The following is a 20463-nucleotide window of genomic DNA, read 5'->3' on the forward strand; positions in this document are numbered from 1 at the left end:
CGTGGATGCTAAAGCGATTTAGTTCTCAACGCCAGTCGGCTGTCTCACGACGCAGGCGGTGCCGTGCTCTCGCGGACGGTCAGCACCGGGGTGGCGGTCTTGCGATTGATCACCTGGGTGGGATCGGCCAGTACGGCGAGCAGCACCTCGGCCGCCTGCCGGCCGAAGTCGAGCGTGTCGCGGGAGAGCGCGGTCAGCGCCGGATGCATCAGCTGGGTCAGCACCGAGTCGTCGAACGCGACCAGTGACAGCTCACCCGGCACCGACACGCCCATCTCCATCGCGACGCCGAGCCCGGCGACGGCCATCACGTCGCTGTCGTAGACGATCGCTGTCGGCCGCTTCGCGCCGGACAGCAGCTTGCGGGTGGTCGCCGCGCCCTCGGCATCACTGAAGTCCGTCGGCAGCGACACCGCGTCCAGACCGAGGCGCGGCATGGCGTCGCGGATGGCCCGGATCCGGCGCTGGGTGTGCTGGAAGTTCGGCGTACCGGCTACGTGCGCAATGCGCCGATGACCCAACGCGGCAAGGTATTCCACGATCGAGAGCATCGCCTCGCGGTCGTCGGCCCAGACCGACGGCAGGCTGTCCCGGCCGCCGCGGCCGCCGATCACCACGGTGGGGATCGCGAGCTCGCGCAGTACGTCGAGGCGCGGGTCCTTGATGGTCAGGTCAACCAGGACGATGCCGTCGACGCGGTGCTCGGAGGCCCAGCGCCGGTACACCTCGATCTCGGCGGCCGTGTCCTCGACGATCAGCAGTTGCAGCGAGATCGAGCGGGCGGACAGGCCCGATTGCAGACCGGAGAGCAGCTGCGCGAAGAACGGCTCGACGCCCAGCGTGCGGGCTGGCCGGGCGATCACGAGGCCGATCGAGTCCGCCTTGGAACCACCGAGCGCCCGCGCGGCACTGTGCGGCCGCCAGTGCATCTGGTCGGCGATCTCGAGGATCCGCGCACGCGTCGCCTCGCTCACGCCAGGCCGTCCGTTCAGCGCGAACGACACCGCGCCTTTGGACACTCCCGCGCGATCCGCGATGTCCGCGATCGTCGGTCTCGCCATGCTCCCGCCTCCATGTTTGCTCTTGACAGCGGATTCTACGGGGTGGATAGTCCGGGAACTAGACCGGTTTATCTGTTCAGGAGAATTCGATGTCAAAGCGTCTGACCGGAGTGGCCGCCTTGATGGCCGCCGCCCTCACCCTGTCCGGCTGTGGGCTTGGCGGCGGGGACACCGCCAACGAGAGCAAGCCGACCGTGACCGCCGGTGCCGAGGTGACGGGCGCGGTCAGCCTGCAGACCTGGGCGCTGAAGCCGAAGTTCACGCCGTACGTCGAAGGTGTGATCAAGGCCTTCGAAGCGAAGTACCCGGGCACCAAGGTGACCTGGCTGGACCAGCCGGGGGACGGGTACGACAAGAAGGTGCTGAGCCAGGCGTCCGCCGGGCAGCTGCCGGATGTCGTCAACCTGCCGCCGGACTTCGCTCTGCCGCTGGCAAAGCAGAACCTGCTGCTCGATGTCGCGTCGGCCGACGCGGACCTGACCAAGGACTACGTCGAGGGTGGCCTCGCCGCCTACCAGTACCAGGGCCAGGACGGCACGTTCGGCTACCCCTGGTACCTGAACACCGATATCGACTACTGGAACTCGGACAAGTTCGCCGCGGTCGGGCTCGACGTGAAGAACCCGCCGAAGACCTTCGACGAGTTGTTCGCCGCCGCCAAGGTGATGCACGACAAGTCGAACGGCCGCGAGTACCTGATGAGCCGCCTGCCGGGTATCGGTGACTTCACCAACGCCGGCGTCAAGATCATCGCGGACGACGGCAAGAGCTTCGTCTTCAACACCCCCGAGGCCGCCGCGCTGCTGGACAAGTACCGCGATGCCTACAAGGCGGGCTACCTGCCGAAGGACATCCTCACCCAGGAGTACCTCGGCAACTCCAAGCTCTTCACCCAGGGCAAGGTCGCCTGGACCACCGGAGGCGGTAACGCGCTCGCGGACTTCGTCAAGGACAACCCGTCGCTGAAGGGCAAGGTCGTCCCGTCGCCCGCGCTCGACACCCCGCCGCTGTACGTGCAGGGTCTTTCGGTCTCGGCCAAGACCAAGAACCAGGCCGCGGCGATCGCGCTCGCCCGGTTCGTCACCAACGCCGAGAACCAGGCCGCCTTCGCGAAGATCGTCAACATCTTCCCGTCGACCAAGGCGTCCGCGAGCGATCCGTACTTCTCCAAGAGCGACGGCACGCCGGAGAGTGACGCGAAGGTGCTCGCGTTCGAGTCCCTGGCGAAGGCGAAGGTGCTGCAACCCGCCATCATCAGTGGCGCCACCAACGACTTCATCGGCCAGCAGATCTCGCTCGCGATCTCCGGCAAGGTGACGTCGAAGCAGGCCCTCGACGCCGCTGTCGCGAAGGCGAACCAGCTGCTCAAGCAGTAGTCCGAGGGGGTGTGTCGCGCTGATAGCGAGACACACCCCTAGTCATCCGCTTCGTTTCTGGAAGTAGGCAATGCGATCCCACCGCTGGTTCTCGCCCTGGCTGCTGGTCGTCCCGGCGCTGCTCTGGTTGCTGGTGTTCAACCTGTGGCCGTCGATCAACACGGTCATCCTGTCGTTCACCAACGCCCGTCCACTCGGCGGCGGCACGTTCGTCGGCCTGGAGAACTTCCGTCTCCTGCTGCATGACGAACAACTCCGGTACGCCCTGATCAACAGCGTCGTCTACATGCTGGTTTGTCTGCCACTATTGACGATCCTGCCGCTGCTGATCGCCGTACTGGTGGAGAAGAAGCTGCCCGGCATCACGTTCTTCCGGACGGTCTTCTACACGCCGGTGGTGGCGTCAGCGGTGGTGGTCGCGTTGATCTGGACCTGGCTGCTCGACGAGCGAGGTCTGATCAACGGGCTGGCGGAGAAGCTCGGCTTCATCCAAGGGCCCTTGCCGTTCCTGAGCGACCAGTGGTTGCTGTTGTTCAGCGCGATCAGCCTGACGGTCTGGAAGGGCCTCGGGTACTACATGATCATCTACCTGGCCGCACTGGGGAACGTCGGCCGCGAGCTGCATGAGGCGGCCGCGGTCGACGGAGCCGGGGCGTTCCGGCGGTTCGTCAACATCACCATTCCGGGTGTGCGCGGAACGATGGTGCTGATCTCGATCTTGATCTCGGTATCGGCCCTGCGGGTCTTCTCCGAGTTGTTCATCCTCAGTGGCGGTAATGGCGGGCCCGGCGGCCGGGACAGCTCGGTGGTGATGCTGATCCAGCAGTACAGCCAGGGCTTCGAGGGCAACCTCGGCTATGCGTCGGCGTTGTCGATCGTGCTGTTCTTCGTCACGGTTGTCCCGATGCTGGTGCTGGCCCGACTCAACACGAAGGGGGCGGACGCATGAGCATCGTGACCGACCCGGCGCGGCCCATCGACGTACCCACTGTTGACCTCCCGCCCGAGCGCCGGCGACGTCGCTCAAAGGGCGGCTTCAACACGGTGTCGTGGCAGGAGATGGTGCTGCGGTATGTGCTGCTGGTGTTCGTGCTGATCATCACGATCGGGCCGTTCCTGTGGCAGTTGTCGACCTCGCTGAAGGGTTCCGGCGAGGACATCTATACGCGGATTCCGAGGCTGTTGCCGTCACAGCCGACGTTCGACCACTACAAGGCGGTGGCGGACACGATCCCGGTGTGGGACTACGCCCGTAACTCGCTGTTCGTCGCCGTACTCGTTGTCGGGGGCAACATCATCGGCGCGTCCCTGGCCGGCTTCGCGCTGGCCCGGCTGCAGTACCGCGGTCGCAAGCTGGTGCTCGGGTTGTTCCTCGCCACCCTGGTCCTGCCGGGGGAGGTCACGATCATCTCGCAGTACGTCACGGTGCGGGAGTTCGGTCTGGCGAACACGCTCTTCGGCGTGGCGCTGCCCGGCATGATCGGCACGCTGAACGTGCTGCTGATGTACAACGCGTTCCGGGTGGTGCCGTTGGAGATCGACCAGGCCGCCATCGTGGACGGCGCGAACGTGTGGCAACGCTTTGTCCATATCGGTCTGCCCAGTGTCCGCGGCACCCTCAGCGTGATCGCGATCTTCGCCTTCATCGGCGCCTGGGACGACTTCCTCTGGCCGCTGATCGTGCTCACCGATCCCGACAAGTACACCCTCACCGTCGGATTGCAGTACTTGAGTGGCACGTTCAGCAACAACCCCCGGCTGATCGCCGCGGGCACGATGATCGCGTTCATCCCGATCGTGATCGTCTTCGCCACTCTGCAGCGCTTCTTCTTCAAGGGCGTGGAGGAGGGCGCCGTCAAGGGATAGCTGCTGCTTGTTTCGACCATCCACCCGCCCGAATTTCGGTTGGTTCGAAGTCAAAGGAGTACCAATGTTCCGTGAGGCAATCACCGCGCTGGCCGTTACGGCCCTCGCCGGTGCCGCGTTGACCGCCCCCGCTGCCGCCGTTGGTGTTACTTCGGTTGCCGACAGCAAGCGTGTGGTCATGTACTACCAAACGCAGTACCTGAACAACGTTTACGTGTCGCCGAAGCCGATGACCGATAACAACACCGGCATCACCGACGTCCTGGTCGGCGCGATCCACTTGAACAGCGATGGCACCACGCACCTGAACGACCACCCGCCGGGCGACTCGCGCTACAACCAGATGTGGACCGACTTGGCCGCCATGCAGGCCAAGGGCGTGAACGTCTCGGCGATGGTCGGAGGCGCCGCGCAAGGAACGTTCCAGCGGCTGCAGAACGAGTTCGAGACGTATTACCCGCGGCTGAAGAACGTCATCACGACGTACGGCTTGGATGGTGTCGACCTCGACGTCGAGGAGACCATGTCGCAGGCCGCGATCAACCGGCTGATCGACCAGCTCACCACGGACTTCGGCACCGGCTTCATCATCACGCTGGCGCCGGTCGCGACGGCCCTGTCCGGCGGCGGCAACCTCTCGGGCTTCAACTACGAGACGCTCGAGCGTGAGCGTGGCTCGAAGATCGACTGGTACAACGCGCAGTTCTACTGCGGCTGGGGCTCGATGGCCAACACCACCGGCTACGACAACATCATCAACCGCGGCCTCTTCACGCCGAACAAGGTCGTCGCGGGTGTCATCACGAACTCCGCGAACTGCGGCGGCTACGTGCCCTTGGCAACCCTGAAGACCACCCTCGCGTCACTGGTCACGAAATACCCGAACTTCGGTGGCGTAGACGGCTGGGAGTACTTCAACTCAGACCCAGGCGGTACGGCGGCGCCGTGGCGCTGGGCCTCGGAAATGACCTCCGCGATGTCCGGCGGCGGCACCGGCCCGGTCAACCTGGCGTTGGGTAAGCCGGCCACCGGCTCCACTGCGTGCACCTCTTCGGAAGGCCCTGCCAAGGCCGTCAACGGAAGCGTCACCGGCGGCAACTCCGACAAATTCTGCTCCCTGGCCTCGTCGAAGTTCCTCCGGGTAGACCTGGGCTCCGCCACGGCCCTCCGCTCCATCGAGATCTCCCACGCGGGCGCCGGCGGCGAATCCACCACATACAACACCCGCGCCTTCACCATCCAAACGTCGAACGACGCCACCACCTGGACCACCGCGGCCACCATCACCACCAACACGTCCTCGGTAACCACCCACCCCGTCTCGCTCACCACTCGCTACCTCCGCCTAACCATCACCACCCCCACCCAAAACGGCGACCCAGCAACCCGCATCTACGAACTAAAAGCCTTCGCCTAAGGGTTCCCCCGACCAGGGGTGCCGCCCAATCCGGTGGGCGGCACCCCGCCTGGCGGCGAGTTCAGTCGAGGTCGTCGTCGGGCCAGAGAGTGGCCTGGCCAGGAGCCTGCTCAGGGGGAGGCGCCGTCGTCGGCTCCGGGAGGTCGATCAGCTCGAGACTGGTGACGGCGTACAGCCAGTAACGGTTACCTTCCTTCTCCTGTCGCCCAGAGATCCTTAGCCCGCGGCCGTTGGTGATAGCGCTCGCGGCGATCTCAAACTGCTCCGCTGTCAGACGCACTTTCAGCGTTGGCGCCACGCTGCCTCGCCTAACTTGCAGACTGATGAGGCCCGCCTCGCCGGGCTTCGGCTTCGCGAGTAATCCCGGCCAGCCGATGACCTGGACGAACTCTGCCGGTGTCGTTTGAGCCAGGTGGTCGCTGGCGCGCCGCAATACGTCGGCAACGCTCCCGTCGAATTCGAATTCCACCGATGAATCCATGGATCGTGTGTCGCGGAGGTCAGCGGGGGTGATGGACCATTCGACCTTGACTTCGGCGCCGTCACTGTTCTTGACCATTTGGCGCAGCGAGTCGGTCAGTTCACGAGAAATGCCGTGCCTGACTCCGTCCTCGAAAGCAGCCAGTGAGCTGGACGAGTTGTAGTGCTCGATCGCCTCACTAGTCGCCGCCAGCCCGGAGGTCATCGACTCGACGATTTCGCGACCGGTGTACCCGGTGAGGCTATTCGTGTTGTCCTTGCCGATCCGGTCTGGAAACTCCTGACTGTTAGGCGTGAAAGCGGTGACGACGTAACTGCCGATCTGGGTCTGGCCCATCAGTACGGCCCGAAGGAAACGGTTCGCGAAGAGGCCGTTGCTCTGGCCGAAATAGGCCTTCCTCGTCATCCGCGATTTCGCCCCGGCTACCAGGAGACCTCGGGCGGACGCGTAAAGCTCCTCCCCGGTGAGCCACGGGATAGCGCCGTTGATCGTTGCAACGTCCTTCTTGAAACGGACCTCGTCGCCGGGAGCGGCCGCGAGTCGATTGAGAACCGGCGTGACAGCTGCGGGCGATGAGACCTCCAGGTCAGACAGCTGTGTCAGCGCATCGTGCATCAACTCGGCGTAGTCGCTGTTCCGACGATTAAGTGGAATCAGTAGCCGCCGAGTTGAACCGTCGAGAATCTGTTCTGCCGCTGGTGCCGCATATCGGGTGTATTCGCCGAGGCGACCACCAACTTGCTGCCAGCCCGCACCTTCAAGGAGTGCTGCCAGCAGCTCGGGGTCCACATTCTCCGTGTTGTGCGGGCGGATGCCCGATGGCCGAGTCATCTGGGCACCTCGCCACGACCGACCGTCGCCATGATCGAGCAGAGCCCCGCCACGTCGAAGACGTTGGCCGTCGGGATGCGCACATTTGATCTGCCTTGTCCGCTGGGCGTGGTGCCGGCGAGGTTCGCCCAATAGGCGCAGTGCCGAAGGGTCATGAAATCGGAACTCACTCCGACCCAATCGTCGATCTCTCGCGGCAGGATCATCGCCACCAGGATTCGCGGCAAAGTCACCGGTTGCTGGGCGAGCTTGGCGATGTGCTCGTTCTCGAGGGTGATGCTCCAGAAGTCTCCGGATGGCGATGGTGCGACCTGATGTGTGCTTTTCAGCTGAACCTTGATGGTCGATTCGGTATCGGCGGTGTGTTCTTCAGAGATGTGCCCGACGGTCCAGTCGGCGATGCCGCGGTCGGGCGCCACGGAGCCGAGTGTGCAGCCGGCGGCGGCCGCGACGGCGTGGAGGTATGCCACTTGCAGCACCTCCATCGACTGGGTCTTCGGCACGTCACCCCGCAGCGGCCTCGCCACAGCGCTCTGTCCACCACTGGTTGTCATAGCTGCCCCCTGACGGCCGGTAGTCATAAGCTACCGGCGCGTCACGGAGCGTGCTCGCCCTCTCGGCATGCCGAGGCTATGCCACGCCGCCGACCTTTTCCGATGCTGACCCAGCCACTGATCGGGCGAGTGTTCTCCGAAACTCCGCGGACCAACTCTTACCCGCCAGGCGCAGCTCGCTGCTCGGCCCGAGTACGCCCGCTCAGGCCGTGGGGACGGGAATCGTGATGTGATTCCGGGATGGAACTGCGGGGACTCCGAGACCAGGTTGCCGGGAGCCAGATCGAGCGGGTAGCCCGTCGTCCGCATGAGGTCCGGGTTCATTTGTTGCGCGCGACCGAACCTTCGGTGTGGCTGCGGTTCGCGCCGGCCGAAGCCGTCTCCGTCGAGCGGCCGGTGCCGGAGGCGACCATCACCGACGTCACCGCCGACGAGGTCGATGGCCGAGTGCGGGTTCGCCTCTGGGCAGCGGACCAGGTCGCTCTCGAAGCGATGGTTGACAAGTGGAGCTGGCATCCCTACGACGCCGACGACGGGATCTGGCAGCTCGCCGAGGACGAGAAGGCCGCGGTGCGCCGGGCCGTCGAGGTCGTAGTGGCCCGTGACGTGGACGCGCTGGCCGCATTGCTACCGCCGGACCGGTCCGAGCACGCGGAGGACTTCTGGATGTGGGTGGACGATTACGGCGACGGCGTCCCGGCTCGCCTCCTCATGCCACCGCCGCCGTTCGACGATTGGGAGGCGTGGGTCATCCGGACGCCGACGCACACCTGGGTCGCCGTCGAGTTCCTGAACGCCGACGATCCCACCGAAACCACCGACCTGACCCTGGAACTGAACCTCACCCGCAAACCCAGCGGCGCCGTACACGTAGAGGCCCACGACCTACACGTCATGTGAGGAATCAGGCGACCGCGGCAGCTATGCAACCGGGCGTCACTACGCTGACACGGTGATGATGCGATTCGGCCCACCAGACGAAGCCTCAGAGGCCCGGTGGGAGCGGCTGGCCGAGTGGCCGTTGACCATCCTGGCGGTGCTGTTCCTCGTTGCCTATGCCTGGCCGATCCTGGTCCCGGATCTCTCACCTGGGCTCGTCGCACTTTGCCAAACGGTCACTTGGGTCGCGTGGTCCTTGTTCGCGTTCGACTACATCGCTCGGCTTCTGCTGTCAGCGTCGAGGCTCAGGTTCGTAGCCACGAACCTGGTTGACCTGGCGGTGATCGCGCTGCCGGTGCTTAGACCGCTCCGGCTGCTTCGGCTGCTGACACTGCTTAACGTGATGAACAGGTACGCCGGAAGCAGTCTGCGTGGACGAGTCGCCGTGTACGTGGCCGGCTCGTCGGTCTTGCTGGTCTTCATTGCGGCATTGGCCGTGCTCGATGCGGAGCGGGGAAGAGACGGCGCGACGATCCAGAACTTCGGGGATGCGCTCTGGTGGGCCTTAACGACGGTGACCACGGTGGGATATGGCGACCGCTATCCGGTGACCGCTGCTGGGAGAGTGATCGCGGCTGGGCTGATGCTGGCCGGGATCGCCCTCCTCGGTGTGGTGACCGCCTCCCTCGCATCCTGGCTGGTACAGCGGGTCGCCGAGGTCGAGGAAGAGGGCCACGCCATCACTAGGGCAGACCTGGCGGCACTCAGCGCCGAGGTTGCGTCCCTTCGTGCGGAGTTGATCGCCGCACGGCAGGCCCAATCGGCCGCTCAGAGCGCCGAGCGGCCGGAGGACGTCGAAAGGGGTTAGCGCTTGGGGGAGGGGAGGACGGGGCCGGTGTATTTTTCGCCGGGGCCCGCGCCAGGCTCGTCGGGGATGGACGAGGCTTCGCGGAAGGCTAGTTGGAGGGATTTGAGGCCGTCGCGGAGGGGGGCGGCGTGGTGGTGGCCTAGGGATTGGACCGAGGCGTCTAGGAGGCCGGCGAGGGCGTGGATAAGGGAGCGGGCCTCGTCGAGGTCCTTGTGGTCGGGAAGGTCTTCGGCCAGGCCCAGGTTGACGGCGGCGGCGCTCATCAGGTGGAGGGCGGCGGTGGAGATGATCTCCACGCTCGGCACCTCGGCGATATCCCGCGAGATCGTCGACAGCGGATCCGCCCCACTCGCCTGTGACGCGTCGGCGACGACGTCCGCCGGAGCTTCGGTGGTCGGCTCGGTTTCGGGGTGGGCGGCTGTTGGTTCCATGGGCGTCAGCGTAGCTTTAGCGGGTGCGGCTGCCGCCGATGTGGTGATCGCGGCGACCCCCTGTTACTCTTGGCGGGCGACCGACCAGGTCGAGCGGCGACTCCTGTGTATGGAACAAAGGGAGCCTGCCGGTTGTTCTGGTCACAAGCGGAGGGCCACCTCCCACCCGCATCGACAGACCGATCGTGAGATCAACCAGTCGTCGGGTCCCGGTCACACCGGCTCCCCAGCCTGGCTGGAGGGGGCGGCGATAGACGTTCACGCTCACAGGGTGTGATGTCGTCGATCTGGGAACTTGGGCCTTCGTGTGGTTGCACGGAGGCCTTTTTGTATGTCCTCCGCCGGGATCTTCCCGGTGGAGTTACCGGCCGCCTGTGCGGCCTAGAGGTGGCTAGAACACACGGACAACCCAGGAGGACCCATCACCACTGAACTGCGCGTCAATGAGCGCATTCGCGTTCCCGAGGTGCGGCTGGTCGGACCGAACGGTGAGCAGGTAGGCATCGTTCGGATCGAGGACGCCCTTCGGCTGGCACAGGAAGCCGATCTCGATCTGGTCGAGGTCGCGGCTACGGCCCGTCCGCCGGTCTGCAAGCTGATGGATTTCGGCAAGTACAAGTACGAGACCGCGCAGAAGGCTCGTGAGTCCCGCCGGAACCAGACCAACACGGTCATCAAAGAGATGAAGCTTCGGCCGAAGATCGACCCGCACGACTACGAGACCAAAAAGGGTCACGTCGTTCGGTTCCTGCGTGCCGGTGACAAGGTCAAGATCACCATCATGTTCCGCGGTCGCGAGCAGTCCAGGCCCGAGCTCGGGTTCCGGTTGCTGCAGCGTCTCGCCGAAGACGTGAGCGAGCTCGGTTTCGTCGAGTCCTCGCCGCGCCAGGACGGCCGGAACATGATCATGGTTCTCGGCCCGCACAAGAAGAAGTCGGAAGCACGCGTCGACGTCGAGGCCGAGAAGGCCAAGAAGCTCGCCGAGCGTGAGGCCGAGCTGGAAGCCGAGCGGCTGGAGCGTGCCGAGCAGGTCCAGCAGCACGAGGCCGAGGTGGCCGCAGGCCACACCAAGAAGCCCAAGGGCCCGGCCGACAACCTCGATCCGGAGTGACCGGCTCCGGCCGCGAGGCCGGAGCATCACCCGCAACGAGTTCAACGAGAAAACGGAGAAACGGCCACCATGCCGAAGATGAAGACCCACTCGGGGATGAAGAAGCGCGTCAAGGTCACGGGGAAGGGCAAGCTTCGCCGGGAGCAGACCAACCGTCGCCACCTGCTCGAGCACAAGTCGAGCCGCCGCACCCGTCGTCTTGACGGTGAGGTCGACGTGGCGAAGTCCCACATCAAGAAGGTCAAGAAGCTCCTCGGCATCTGACCGAGCCTTCCTCCCACGCACATCCCCGCCGGTGGGCCACCTTCCTCCGGCGCAGAAATACAAGGAGTAACACCTCATGGCACGCGTGAAGCGGGCAGTCAACGCCCACAAGAAGCGCCGCGTCGTACTCGAGCAGGCCAGCGGTTACCGCGGCCAGCGCTCGCGCCTGTACCGCAAGGCCAAGGAGCAGGTCACCCACTCGCTGGTCTACGCGTACCGTGACCGCCGGGCGCGCAAGGGCGACTTCCGTCGGCTCTGGATCCAGCGCATCAACGCCGCGTCGCGTGCGCAGGGTCTGACCTACAACCGCCTCATCCAGGGTCTCCGCCTGGCCGAGGTCGAGGTCGACCGCAAGATCCTCGCCGACCTGGCCGTCAACGACGCGCCGGCGTTCGCGAAGCTTGTCGAGCTGGCCAAGGCGGCCCTGCCCAAGGCCGACGACGTCAAGACCGACGCTGCCTGAGCAACGCTCCGGCATCAGTAGCAGTTCAACGCAAGTGGCGAGCCCGGTCCTGCTGACCGCACAATCCGCGCGGATCAAGCAGGCCCGGAGGCTCGCCACTCGTGCGTTCCGGCGCAAGAGCGGCCGCTTCCTGGTCGAAGGCCCACAGGCCGTCCGGGAGGCGCTCGAGCAGGCCGACCTCGTCATCGAGGTGTACGCCGAACCCGGCGTGGCTGAGCGCCATCGCGACCTGCGCGACCTCGCCCGCAACCGGGGTGTCAGCTGGTACGACGTCGACCGGGCCGGCGCCGAAGCCCTCAGCGAGACCGTTACCTCTCAGGGCGTCGTCGCCATCTGCGGCCTCATCGACGTACCGCTGGACCAAGCGGTGACCGCCGAGGCGAAGTTGATCTCCGTCGGCGTGCAAGTCCGTGACCCGGGCAACGCCGGCACCTTGATCCGTTGTTCCGACGCGGCCGGTGCCGACGCGGTCGTGTTGTCGGCGGAGTCGGTCGATCCGCACAACCCGAAGGCCGTTCGCGCCAGCGTGGGCAGCATCTTCCACCTGCCGATCAGCGTCGAGGTGGATATCGAGGCGGCCGCGCGGGCCTGGCGGGCGCAGGGCATCCAGGTGCTCGCCGCCGACGGGTATGGCGATACCGATCTCGACGACTGCATCAACGACGGCACGCTGGCCAAACCGACGGCCTGGCTGTTCGGCAACGAGGCGCACGGCCTGCCCGACGGCATCAACGCGATCGCGGATCACTCGGTCAAGGTGCCGATCTACGGCCGTGCCGAGAGCCTCAACCTGGCCACAGCGGCCGCGGTCTGCCTCTACGCGTCGGCCCGCGCGCAGCGTCGTACGGCAACTTCTTAGACTTGCCCCAGTTCCAGCCAAATTTTGATGGAAGGCCTGTGCATGTCCGGTCCCAACACGAACTATGACCCGGTCGAGGTCACGCCGCTGCATGCGGGCGAGATCGAGCGGACTACGGACGAGGCGCTGCAGGCGTTTACCGCGGCGGCGGATCTCGCCGCCTTGCAGGAGGCGAAGCTCGCGCACATGAGCGACCGGTCGCCGATCGCGCTGGCCAATCGCGAGATCGGTTCACTGCCGCCGCAGGCCCGCAAGGAGGCCGGCCAGCGGATCGGTACCGCCCGCAAGGCGATCAACGAGGCCTTCGCGGCCCGCCAGCTGGTGCTCGAGGCCGAGCACGAGGAGCGGATGCTCGCCACCGAGCGGGTCGACGTCACCCTGCCCTGGCACACCCCGCAGCTCGGCGCGCGGCACCCGTTGTCGCTGATCTCCGAGCAGGTCGCGGACGTCTTCACCGCACTCGGCTGGGATGTCGCCGAGGGACCCGAGGTCGAGGCCGAGTGGCTGAACTTCGACGCCCTCAACTTCCAGCCGGACCACCCGGCGCGGCAGATGCAGGACACGTTCTTCGTCGAGCCGGCCGGTTCCGGCACGCTGCTGCGGACGCACACGTCGCCCGTGCAGGCGCGGTCGATGCTGACCCGCAAGCCGCCGATCTACGTGATCTGCCCGGGCCGGGTCTTCCGGACCGACGAGCTGGACGCGACCCACACGCCCGTCTTCCACCAGGTCGAGGGCCTGGTCGTGGACGAGGGCATCACGCTCGCGCACCTCAAGGGCACGCTGGACCACTTCGTCACCGCGATGTTCGGCGAGGGGCTCGAGGCGCGCATCCGGCCGAACTACTTCCCCTTCACCGAGCCGTCGGCCGAGGTCGACCTGAAGTGCTTCGTCTGCCGTGGCGAGTCTGTCGGCAACCCGGACCGCCCATGTCGTACGTGTGGCAGCGAGGGATGGATCGAGTGGGGCGGCTGCGGTGTGGTCAACCCGCGCGTCCTGCAGGCCTGCGGGATCGACACCGAGCGCTACTCCGGTTTCGCGTTCGGGATGGGTCTGGAGCGGACGTTGATGTTCCGCAACGGCGTGGAGGACATGCGGGACATGGTCGAGGGTGACGTGCGGTTCAGCCGCCAGTTCGGGATGGAGATCTGATGCGGGTCCCACTGTCATGGCTTCGCGAGTACGTCGAGTTGCCGGCGGGCGTCAGCGGCCGGGAGGTCGGCGAGAAGCTGGTTCGGGCCGGCCTTGAGGTCGAGACCGTCGATGAGGGCGGCGCGGGTCTGACCGGTCCGCTCGTCGTCGGCCGGGTGCTCACGTTCGAGCCCGAGCCGCAGAAGAACGGCAAGACCATCCGCTGGTGCTCCCTGGACATCGGCGCGGATGAGCCGCAATGGGTCGTTTGCGGCGCGAGCAACTTCGAGGTCGATGACCTGGTCGTCGTCGTACTCCCGGGCGCGGTGCTGCCTGGCGGCTTCGCCATCTCGGCACGCAAGACGTACGGATACGTTTCGAACGGGATGATCTGCTCGACCGCCGAACTCGGTCTCGGCGATGACGGCAAGGGCGGCATCCTCGTCCTCGGCGCCGACGAGGCGAAGCCGGGCGACGACGCGATCGAGCTGCTCCAGCTCCGCGAGGACGTGCTCGACATCGCCGTCACGCCCGACCGCGGGTACTGCCTGTCCATCCGTGGCGTCGCCCGCGAGGCGGCCACGGCGTACGGCGTGCCGCTCAAAGACCCGGCCGCGCTCGAGCTGACCGGTGCCGGCAAGGGCGGTTACCCGGTCAAGGTCGAGGACGCTGCCGCCAACCCGGTTTTCGTCACTCGCACGGTGACCGGGATCGACCCGAGCGCGCCGTCGCCGCGTTGGCTGCAGCAGCGGCTCGCGCTGTCCGGTATGCGCTCGATCTCGATCGGCGTGGACATCACCAACTACGTGATGCTCGAGCTGGGGCAGCCCATCCACGGGTACGACAAGGCGCGCCTGGCCGGCGACATCGTCGTACGGCGGGCGACCGCAGGCGAGAAGCTGGTCACGCTGGACGACCAGACGCGCGAGCTCGACCCCGAGGACCTGCTGATCACCGACGACTCCGGCCCGATCGGTATCGCCGGCGTGATGGGTGGCGCGACCACCGAGATCTCCGCGTCGACCACCGACGTCGTGATCGAGGCGGCGCACTTCGACGCGATCACGATCGCCCGCTCAAGCCGCCGTCACAAGCTGTCGTCCGAGGCGTCGCGCCGGTTCGAGCGTGGCGTTGACCCGGCCCTTCCGCGGTACGCCGCACAGCGCGTCGCGGATCTGCTGGCCGAGCTTGCGGGTGGCACGATCACGCCGGACGAGACGGTCGTGGGCGAGCCCGCGACCGCCGAGCCGGTGACGATCCCAGTCGCGCACGCGGCCACCGTGGCGGGCGCTCCGATCTCCGACGCGGATACGGTCGCCTGGCTCGAGGCCGTCGGCTGCAAGGTCGAGACCGCTGGTTCGGACCTGACGATCACCGCGCCGAGCTGGCGGCCGGATCTGCGGGACCCCAACGACTTCGCCGAAGAGGTCATCCGGCTCTACGGGTACGACAACGTGCCGTCGGTCCTGCCGCCCGCTCCGGGTGGCCAGGGTCTGACCGGGTCCCAGCGCCGGCGCCGCCGGATCGCGACGGCCCTCGTCGGCGCGGGTTTGACCGAGGTCGTGGCCTACCCGTTCGTGGGCGAGGCTGATTTCGACGCACTCGGCCTGCCCGGCGACGACGAGCGCCGTACGACGGTCCGCCTGGCCAACCCGTTGTCCGACGAAGAGCCGTCCATGCAGACGACCCTGCTGCCGGGGCTGCTCCGTACGGCGGAGCGCAACGTCGGCCGCGGTACGACGGACCTCGCGCTGTTCCAGACCAGCCTGGTCTTCCTGCCGAAGGCCTCCGAGGGCGGCGTGAGCGTGGCGCCGTTGCCTTCGGTGGCGCAGCGGCCGACCGACGAGGAGCTGCTCGCGCTCGACGCGGCGCTCCCGCACCAGCCGTTGCACCTCGGCGCCGTACTGACCGGTGCCCGCGTGGCCGCCGGCTGGTGGGGCAAGGCCCAGCCGGTCAGCTGGACCGACGCCGTGCAGGTCGCTCGTACGGTCGCACTGGCCGTCGGAGTCGAGCCGGTGCTGCGGAACGTCGAGCGCGCGCCGTGGCACCCGGGCCGGTGTGCCGAGGTGTCCGTTGGCGACACGATCGTCGGTTATGCCGGTGAGTTGCACCCGACGGTCTGCAAGGCGTTCGGCCTGCCCGCGCGATCGGCAGCCGTAGAGCTGAACCTGGACGCCCTGATCGAGGCCGCGCCGGTCTCGGTGACGGCAGAGCCCTTCTCGTCGTACCCGGTGGCCAAGGAGGACGTGGCGCTGATCGTGCCCGCCGAGGTGGCATCGGCCGACGTCGAGGCGGCGCTGGTCGAAGGCGCGGGCGATCTACTCGAGTCGATTCGGCTCTTCGACGTCTATACGGGTGAGCAGATCAGCGAGGGCAAGAAGTCGCTGGCCTTCGCGTTGCGCTTCCGGGCGCCCGATCGGACTCTCACCGAGACCGAGGTGGCCGAGGCCAGGCAAGCGGCGGTGCAGGTCACGGTCAGCCGGTTCGGTGCCGTTCAGCGCGTCGGCTGATCCGGCCCGATCGTGACGAGTCCCAGGGTCGCGGTCGCCGCGCCGAACGTGGCGGCGGCCGAGGCCGGGGTCCGGCTCGCGTCCGAGGGCGGTAACGCGGTCGACGCTGCCCTCGCGGCGACGCTGGTCATGATGGTCAACGAGATCGGCGTGGTCTCACCGGCCGCGGGCGGATTCGTCACGGTGCAACCACCCGGCGGCGATCCCGTCACCATCGACGGCTGGGTCGAGATGCCCGGCCGAGGTCTGCCGCCGGAGCGGTTCGGCCGGGGCGTCTGGGATATCGAGACCGAGTACGGCGGTGGTACCACGACCACGGTCGGCCACGGGTCCGTCGCGACGCCGGGCGCTCTCAAGGCGCTCGACCTCGCCCACCAGCGGTACGGGCGTGCGCCTTGGCACGAGGTCGTCCGGCCTGCCGTCGAGATCGCCCACTCCGGCTTCCCGTTGGGCCCGACCTCGGCGTACTACCTGGGCTATACGCACGACATCATCTTCGGCTGGCACGAGCCGAGCCACGCCGTCGTACATGACAAGACGGGCGCCGTCCTCACCACCGGGTCCACGGTGGTCATCCCGCACCTCGCCGAGTCGTTGCAGCTCATCGCGGACATCGGCGCATCCGCGTTGTACACGGGCGAGCTGGCCGAGCTCATCGCCGACGACATGGCCGAGCGGGAGGGCATCCTCACCCGCGAGGACCTCGCGGCGTACCAGGCGGTGGTCCGGCCGGCGTTGACCGTCGAGCAGAACGGCTGGCGCCTCGCGACGAACCCGCCCCCGGCCGTTGGTGGTGTGGCCGTCGCGGCGATGCTGGCCCTGCTGGACGGCGTACCGGCGGCGGGTGGTTGGACGGCCGCCGAGTTGCGCCGCCTGGTCGACGTACAGCATGCGGTGCTCGGGCAGCGCCTGGCCGAACTCGATGCCGAGGACGAGCGTCTGCTGGCTGGGCGCAACGTTCTCGAGTTGGCCCGGGCGGGCGATCTGCGCGCGCTTGGATCACCCAGTACGGCGACGGTCTCGGTGGTCGACGATTCGGGTGACGCGTGCGCGGTGACGGTGTCGTCCGGGTATGGGTCGGGCGCGATGACGCCAGGTACGGGCATTTGGCTGAACAACGCGCTCGGGGAGCAGGAGTTGCTCGCGGGTGGCGTCCACAGTCTGCCGCCGGGGACGCGGCTGACCTCGAACATGGCGCCGACCGTGGCCCGCCGCTCTCACGATGGCGCGGTGCTGGCCATTGGTTCGCCTGGTTCGGACCGGATCCCGACGGCGTTGGCGCAGACGTACGCGCTTTTCGCGCATGGCAGGATGCCGCTGCGCGAGGCGGTCGAATACCCGCGCCTGCACGTCCGCGTCCGCTCCGACATCACCGTCGACCACGAGGAAGACCTGACCCTCCCGGCGCTCGACCTCCCCACCCGCGCAATGCCCCCACACTCGATGTACTTCGGCGGAGTAGCCGCCGCCCTCTGGGAACCAACCACCGGCCTAACCGTCGCCGGCGACCCCCGCCGCACCGGCGCCACCGCCATCTCCTCCGGCTAGTGATCCCATCGGGCTCGTACGTCGCCCTCGCACTCGTCGCCGCGACCGTTCTCGCCTGGCTCCTCGCCCGGATCCTGCTGCTGACACGGCAGGGCCGGACCGAGCAGGCGACTCGACTCGCCCGGACAGGCACGGTCGTCTGGGCCATCGGTCTCTTGATCGCGACGCTGCGTGGCAGCCCGCCCATGGGCCTGGACGAGCGGCCCGTCTTCGTGTTCGTGCCGTTCTCCAGCCACAACACGGTCCTCGACTACGAGATCGCGCTGAACTGCCTCTTGTTCACGCCCTCGCTCTGCTGCTGCCGTGGGCGGCGAGGTGGACTGCCGCGCGCACGATCACCGCATCGACCGCCCTGGCCTTCGGCGCTTCGGTCTTCATCGAGCTGATCCAGGCATTCACCCCACTAGGCATCGCCGCCGACATCACCGACGTCCTCCTCAACACAGCAGGCTGCCTAGCCGCGAGCCTCCCCGCCGCCCTCCTGCACCGGTTCACGCTGCCGCGTCGACCGGTGGCCGAAGCCGAAATCTCACCGGGCGGGAGTCCACTTGACGCAGGTGGCGGTCCCGTCGGCTCGGTAACGGTCCCCGTCGTCGAGCCGCCATTCGGCGGCGACGGAATTGATCGACAATTCCTTTGACGACTTCAACGAGATCATGATTTTCCATTATTTTAGCGGCCGGCCGCGCGACGATGTCGATGCTCGCTGTGCGCCAACATCGCCTTCGCCCCGGGTTCAATGGCTTCGCCTTTTCGCCATTGCTGTGGCCGCGTGCCCCTGTTGGAAAACACTGCTGTTGTCAGCCGAACTGCTCAACCGTGCTTTGAAACGGCATCGGTCTCAAGCTGCCACATTTCATAGTTCCCGCATTCTGCCGTGATCTCAGCCGTCGCCTGAGCCGCGGTGAAAAAGTCGTCGGCGATCGGCGAGGTGCGCGATGCCGCCATCGCGAGGTATACCTGGTCGGGCGCCAAATCCGGGATGGGCACGTAGCTGATGTCCGGACGTGAGTAGAACACGGTCTCCGAACGCCCCACGAACGAGATACCACGGCCGGCCGCGACGTGCTCGAGCTTCTCCTCAACCCCGCGCACCCGGAGCCCGGAGTCGGGGAGCGGACGCCTGGTGGGTTGCGTGCTCGCGTCGGCATGCCAGACCAGCGGCTCACCGGCCAGGTCGGCCTCGGTGACCTCCTCCTTGCCGGCCAACCGGTGACCGGCGGGCAGCACCACCATGAGCGGCTCGGTGTAGAGCGGAGTCAGGCGCAGGCCGGTCTCGTCGATGGGCAGCCGCACATAGCCGACGTCGACGCGGCCGTCGAGCAGCATCAGGGCCTGGTCGTCCCATTCCATCCGCTGCACGTCCACGACCACGTCCGGATGCCGGGCCTCGAACGCCCGCGTCGCCGGGATGACCGGGATGCCGGCCCGAAAGCCGACCACCAGCCGCCGGCTGCCGCGGGCGGCCACGGACACCCGGCGCCGGACCGCGTGCGCGGAGGCGAGCAGCGGTCCGGCGTCGTTCAGCAGTTGTCGGCCCGCGTCGGTCAGCGCTACGCCGTGGCTATCCCTGGTGAACAGCGAGGCGCCGAGATCCTGTTCCAGCGCGCGGATCTGCCGACTGAGCACCGGCTGCGCGATGTGCAGCTCATCGGCGGCGCGGCCGAAGTGCAGCCTTTCGGCGACGGCGACGAAGTAGCGCAACTTGCGCAGGTCCAGATCCATGGAGCCTCCCGGTCCGGCGATACCCCCAAGGTATCACCACGGCTGAAAAGGGTCTTGGACATTCACTCAAGCCAATGGCATCGTTCATGGGGCCGAGTGAATTCGATATAAGAATTCGGCATCGGTATTTGATGGCAGGGCCCAGAACCAGAATGAGCACGTCAGTAATTGAGCCCGTCCATCGCGTCATTCGACGGCGTTGACGACGAGTCTGGTCTAGATAAGAACCAACTGTTTCGGATACCCATCAATTCAACGGAGTGATCGTGGGAAAGCTCGATGGCAAGGTAGCGGTCATCACCGGCGGATCCACCGGCATGGCACTGGCCGGCGCCAAACTGTTCGTCGAGGAAGGAGCGCACGTCTTCATCCAGGCCCGGCGGCAGGAAGCACTGGACGACGCCGTCAAGCTGATCGGCCGCAACGTCACCGCCGTCCAGGGTGATGCGGCCGAACTGGACGACCTGGACCGCTTGTACGACACCGTCAAGCGGGAAAAGGGCTCGATCGACGTGCTGTGGGCCAGCGCCGGGATGGGCGAACCCGCCGTCCTCGGCGAGATCACCGAGGAACAGTTCGACCGCGCCTTCTCGCTCAACGCGCGCGGCACCCTGTTCACCGTGCAGAAGGCACTGCCGCTGATCAACGACAACGGCTCGATCTTCATGACCGGATCCAACGCCTCCCTCGGTGCCTTCCCCGGCTGGAGCCTCTACGCGGGAAGCAAAGCCGTCCAGCAGGCCTGGGCCCGCGTCTGGCTCAACGAACTGCGCGACCGCAAGATCCGGGTCAACGTCCTGACCCCCGGCCAGGTCGCCACCGCCAAACAGGAAGAACTGTTCGACGAGGCAACCAAGGCCGCATTCGAGTCCCTCATCCCCCGCGGAAAGATGGGCCGCCCCGAAGAAATCGCCACCGTCGCCCTGTTCCTCGCGTCCGACGACTCCAGCTACGTCAACGGCCTGGAACTGGTCACCGACGGCGGCACCACCGCCATCTGAACCACACACCAGGAATGCCGCTGGCCCAGAAACGTCGCGGCCGACGCCCTGCGCCTGACCCGGCACGAACAAGACAGAGCGATACCT

At 66.8% G+C, this 20463-nt stretch carries 21 protein-coding genes; 16 read left to right on the top strand and 5 right to left on the bottom strand.

What is annotated here, in order from left to right; all coding sequences use genetic code 11:
• Positions 1-44: 44 nt before the first annotated feature.
• Entirely contained in the window at positions 45-1061 is a 1017-nt protein-coding gene (locus OG394_RS38135; protein ID WP_328992193.1) for a LacI family DNA-binding transcriptional regulator, read from the bottom strand.
• 89 nt (positions 1062-1150) lie between these two features.
• Here OG394_RS38135 and OG394_RS38140 point away from each other — a divergent pair, with 89 nt between their 5' ends.
• The 4 genes from OG394_RS38140 to OG394_RS38155 all read left to right on the top strand — a co-directional run bounded on the left by OG394_RS38140 (position 1151) and on the right by OG394_RS38155 (position 5720).
• A complete protein-coding gene (locus tag OG394_RS38140) occupies positions 1151-2437 on the top strand; it encodes an ABC transporter substrate-binding protein (RefSeq protein ID WP_328992194.1) in 1287 nt (428 codons plus the stop codon).
• A gap of 70 nt (positions 2438-2507) precedes the next feature.
• A complete protein-coding gene (locus OG394_RS38145) occupies positions 2508-3386 on the top strand; it encodes a carbohydrate ABC transporter permease (RefSeq protein WP_328992195.1) in 879 nt (292 codons plus the stop codon).
• On the top strand, positions 3383-4303 hold the full coding sequence (locus OG394_RS38150; protein WP_328992196.1) for a carbohydrate ABC transporter permease: 921 nt from the start codon (positions 3383-3385) through the stop codon (positions 4301-4303). The genes OG394_RS38145 and OG394_RS38150 overlap by 4 nt, the downstream gene beginning before the upstream one ends.
• 64 nt (positions 4304-4367) lie before the next feature.
• Complete coding sequence (locus OG394_RS38155) at positions 4368-5720, top strand: discoidin domain-containing protein (protein WP_328992197.1); 1353 nt, start codon at positions 4368-4370, stop codon at positions 5718-5720.
• A 61-nt stretch (positions 5721-5781) separates the two neighbouring features.
• On the opposite strand, the gene OG394_RS38160 is transcribed toward OG394_RS38155, so the two are convergent.
• Positions 5782-7032: a hypothetical protein gene (locus tag OG394_RS38160; RefSeq protein WP_328992198.1), complete on the bottom strand. Its 1251-nt coding sequence runs from the start codon at positions 7030-7032 to the stop codon at positions 5782-5784.
• The gene (locus OG394_RS38165) at positions 7029-7517 is read right to left on the bottom strand and encodes a DUF4365 domain-containing protein (protein WP_328992199.1); all 489 of its coding nucleotides are present in this window, start codon (positions 7515-7517) and stop codon (positions 7029-7031) included. The genes OG394_RS38160 and OG394_RS38165 overlap by 4 nt, the downstream gene beginning before the upstream one ends.
• A 309-nt stretch (positions 7518-7826) precedes the next feature.
• On the opposite strand from OG394_RS38165, the gene OG394_RS38170 reads away from it, so the two are divergent.
• Both OG394_RS38170 and OG394_RS38175 read left to right on the top strand, forming a co-directional pair.
• Positions 7827-8486: a hypothetical protein gene (locus tag OG394_RS38170; protein WP_328992200.1), complete on the top strand. Its 660-nt coding sequence runs from the start codon at positions 7827-7829 to the stop codon at positions 8484-8486.
• 55 nt (positions 8487-8541) lie between these two features.
• Positions 8542-9333 (top strand): potassium channel family protein, encoded by a 792-nt coding sequence (locus tag OG394_RS38175; protein ID WP_328996916.1) that lies wholly within the window; start codon positions 8542-8544, stop codon positions 9331-9333.
• Here OG394_RS38175 and OG394_RS38180 read toward each other — a convergent pair.
• Positions 9330-9764, bottom strand: coding sequence for a DUF1844 domain-containing protein (locus OG394_RS38180; RefSeq protein WP_328992201.1), 435 nt, complete (start codon positions 9762-9764; stop codon positions 9330-9332). The two genes, OG394_RS38175 and OG394_RS38180, sit on opposite strands and share 4 nt — an antisense overlap.
• Before the next feature lie 466 nt (positions 9765-10230).
• On the opposite strand from OG394_RS38180, the gene infC reads away from it, so the two are divergent.
• The 9 genes from infC to OG394_RS40200 all read left to right on the top strand — a co-directional run bounded on the left by infC (position 10231) and on the right by OG394_RS40200 (position 18290).
• A complete protein-coding gene (infC, locus tag OG394_RS38185; protein ID WP_442914259.1) occupies positions 10231-10875 on the top strand; it encodes a translation initiation factor IF-3 in 645 nt (214 codons plus the stop codon).
• Between the two features lie 69 nt (positions 10876-10944).
• Positions 10945-11139: a 50S ribosomal protein L35 gene (gene rpmI / locus OG394_RS38190; RefSeq protein WP_328992202.1), complete on the top strand. Its 195-nt coding sequence runs from the start codon at positions 10945-10947 to the stop codon at positions 11137-11139.
• Between the two features lie 76 nt (positions 11140-11215).
• The gene (gene rplT / locus OG394_RS38195) at positions 11216-11602 is read left to right on the top strand and encodes a 50S ribosomal protein L20 (protein ID WP_328992203.1); all 387 of its coding nucleotides are present in this window, start codon (positions 11216-11218) and stop codon (positions 11600-11602) included.
• A 34-nt stretch (positions 11603-11636) separates the two neighbouring features.
• Positions 11637-12461, top strand: a complete 825-nt coding sequence (locus tag OG394_RS38200) for a TrmH family RNA methyltransferase (RefSeq protein ID WP_328992204.1) — start codon at positions 11637-11639, stop codon at positions 12459-12461.
• Positions 12462-12503: 42 nt separating this feature from the next.
• Positions 12504-13613 (top strand): phenylalanine--tRNA ligase subunit alpha, encoded by a 1110-nt coding sequence (gene pheS, locus OG394_RS38205; protein ID WP_328992205.1) that lies wholly within the window; start codon positions 12504-12506, stop codon positions 13611-13613.
• Positions 13613-16102, top strand: a complete 2490-nt coding sequence (pheT, locus tag OG394_RS38210; protein WP_328992206.1) for a phenylalanine--tRNA ligase subunit beta — start codon at positions 13613-13615, stop codon at positions 16100-16102. The genes pheS and pheT overlap by 1 nt, the downstream gene beginning before the upstream one ends.
• 12 nt (positions 16103-16114) lie before the next feature.
• Positions 16115-17650, top strand: a complete 1536-nt coding sequence (locus OG394_RS38215) for a gamma-glutamyltransferase (protein ID WP_328992207.1) — start codon at positions 16115-16117, stop codon at positions 17648-17650.
• Positions 17650-18036 carry a hypothetical protein gene (locus OG394_RS38220; RefSeq protein WP_328992209.1) on the top strand — a complete coding sequence of 129 codons (387 nt, stop codon included), beginning with the start codon at positions 17650-17652 and terminating at the stop codon, positions 18034-18036. The genes OG394_RS38215 and OG394_RS38220 overlap by 1 nt, the downstream gene beginning before the upstream one ends.
• A complete protein-coding gene (locus OG394_RS40200; RefSeq protein WP_442914318.1) occupies positions 17985-18290 on the top strand; it encodes a VanZ family protein in 306 nt (101 codons plus the stop codon). The genes OG394_RS38220 and OG394_RS40200 overlap by 52 nt, the downstream gene beginning before the upstream one ends.
• A 173-nt stretch (positions 18291-18463) precedes the next feature.
• On the opposite strand, the gene OG394_RS38225 is transcribed toward OG394_RS40200, so the two are convergent.
• Positions 18464-19375, bottom strand: a complete 912-nt coding sequence (locus OG394_RS38225) for a LysR family transcriptional regulator (RefSeq protein WP_328992210.1) — start codon at positions 19373-19375, stop codon at positions 18464-18466.
• A gap of 266 nt (positions 19376-19641) precedes the next feature.
• On the opposite strand from OG394_RS38225, the gene OG394_RS38230 reads away from it, so the two are divergent.
• Positions 19642-20376: an SDR family NAD(P)-dependent oxidoreductase gene (locus OG394_RS38230; RefSeq protein ID WP_328992212.1), complete on the top strand. Its 735-nt coding sequence runs from the start codon at positions 19642-19644 to the stop codon at positions 20374-20376.
• The last annotated feature ends 87 nt before the right edge of the window (positions 20377-20463 follow it).

The organism is Kribbella sp. NBC_01245, from assembly GCF_036226525.1.
In the GTDB taxonomy this organism is placed as follows: Bacteria; Actinomycetota; Actinomycetes; order Propionibacteriales; family Kribbellaceae; genus Kribbella.

Excerpts from the sequence above, each read along its gene's own strand:
- OG394_RS38175 (WP_328996916.1), top strand. The coding sequence starts at position 8,542 with ATGATGCGATTCGGCCCACCAGACGAAGCCTCAGAGGCCCGGTGGGAG.
- pheS (WP_328992205.1), top strand. The coding sequence starts at position 12,504 with ATGTCCGGTCCCAACACGAACTATGACCCGGTCGAGGTCACGCCGCTG.
- OG394_RS38140 (WP_328992194.1), top strand. The coding sequence starts at position 1,151 with ATGTCAAAGCGTCTGACCGGAGTGGCCGCCTTGATGGCCGCCGCCCTC.
- OG394_RS38135 (WP_328992193.1), bottom strand. The coding sequence starts at position 1,061 with ATGGCGAGACCGACGATCGCGGACATCGCGGATCGCGCGGGAGTGTCC.
- OG394_RS38180 (WP_328992201.1), bottom strand. The coding sequence starts at position 9,764 with ATGGAACCAACAGCCGCCCACCCCGAAACCGAGCCGACCACCGAAGCT.
- OG394_RS38165 (WP_328992199.1), bottom strand. The coding sequence starts at position 7,517 with ATGGAGGTGCTGCAAGTGGCATACCTCCACGCCGTCGCGGCCGCCGCC.
- OG394_RS38170 (WP_328992200.1), top strand. The coding sequence starts at position 7,827 with ATGGAACTGCGGGGACTCCGAGACCAGGTTGCCGGGAGCCAGATCGAG.
- pheT (WP_328992206.1), top strand. The coding sequence starts at position 13,613 with ATGCGGGTCCCACTGTCATGGCTTCGCGAGTACGTCGAGTTGCCGGCG.
- OG394_RS38145 (WP_328992195.1), top strand. The coding sequence starts at position 2,508 with ATGCGATCCCACCGCTGGTTCTCGCCCTGGCTGCTGGTCGTCCCGGCG.
- rplT (WP_328992203.1), top strand. The coding sequence starts at position 11,216 with ATGGCACGCGTGAAGCGGGCAGTCAACGCCCACAAGAAGCGCCGCGTC.
- OG394_RS38160 (WP_328992198.1), bottom strand. The coding sequence starts at position 7,032 with ATGACTCGGCCATCGGGCATCCGCCCGCACAACACGGAGAATGTGGAC.
- OG394_RS38150 (WP_328992196.1), top strand. The coding sequence starts at position 3,383 with ATGAGCATCGTGACCGACCCGGCGCGGCCCATCGACGTACCCACTGTT.
- OG394_RS38155 (WP_328992197.1), top strand. The coding sequence starts at position 4,368 with ATGTTCCGTGAGGCAATCACCGCGCTGGCCGTTACGGCCCTCGCCGGT.
- OG394_RS38225 (WP_328992210.1), bottom strand. The coding sequence starts at position 19,375 with ATGGATCTGGACCTGCGCAAGTTGCGCTACTTCGTCGCCGTCGCCGAA.
- rpmI (WP_328992202.1), top strand. The coding sequence starts at position 10,945 with ATGCCGAAGATGAAGACCCACTCGGGGATGAAGAAGCGCGTCAAGGTC.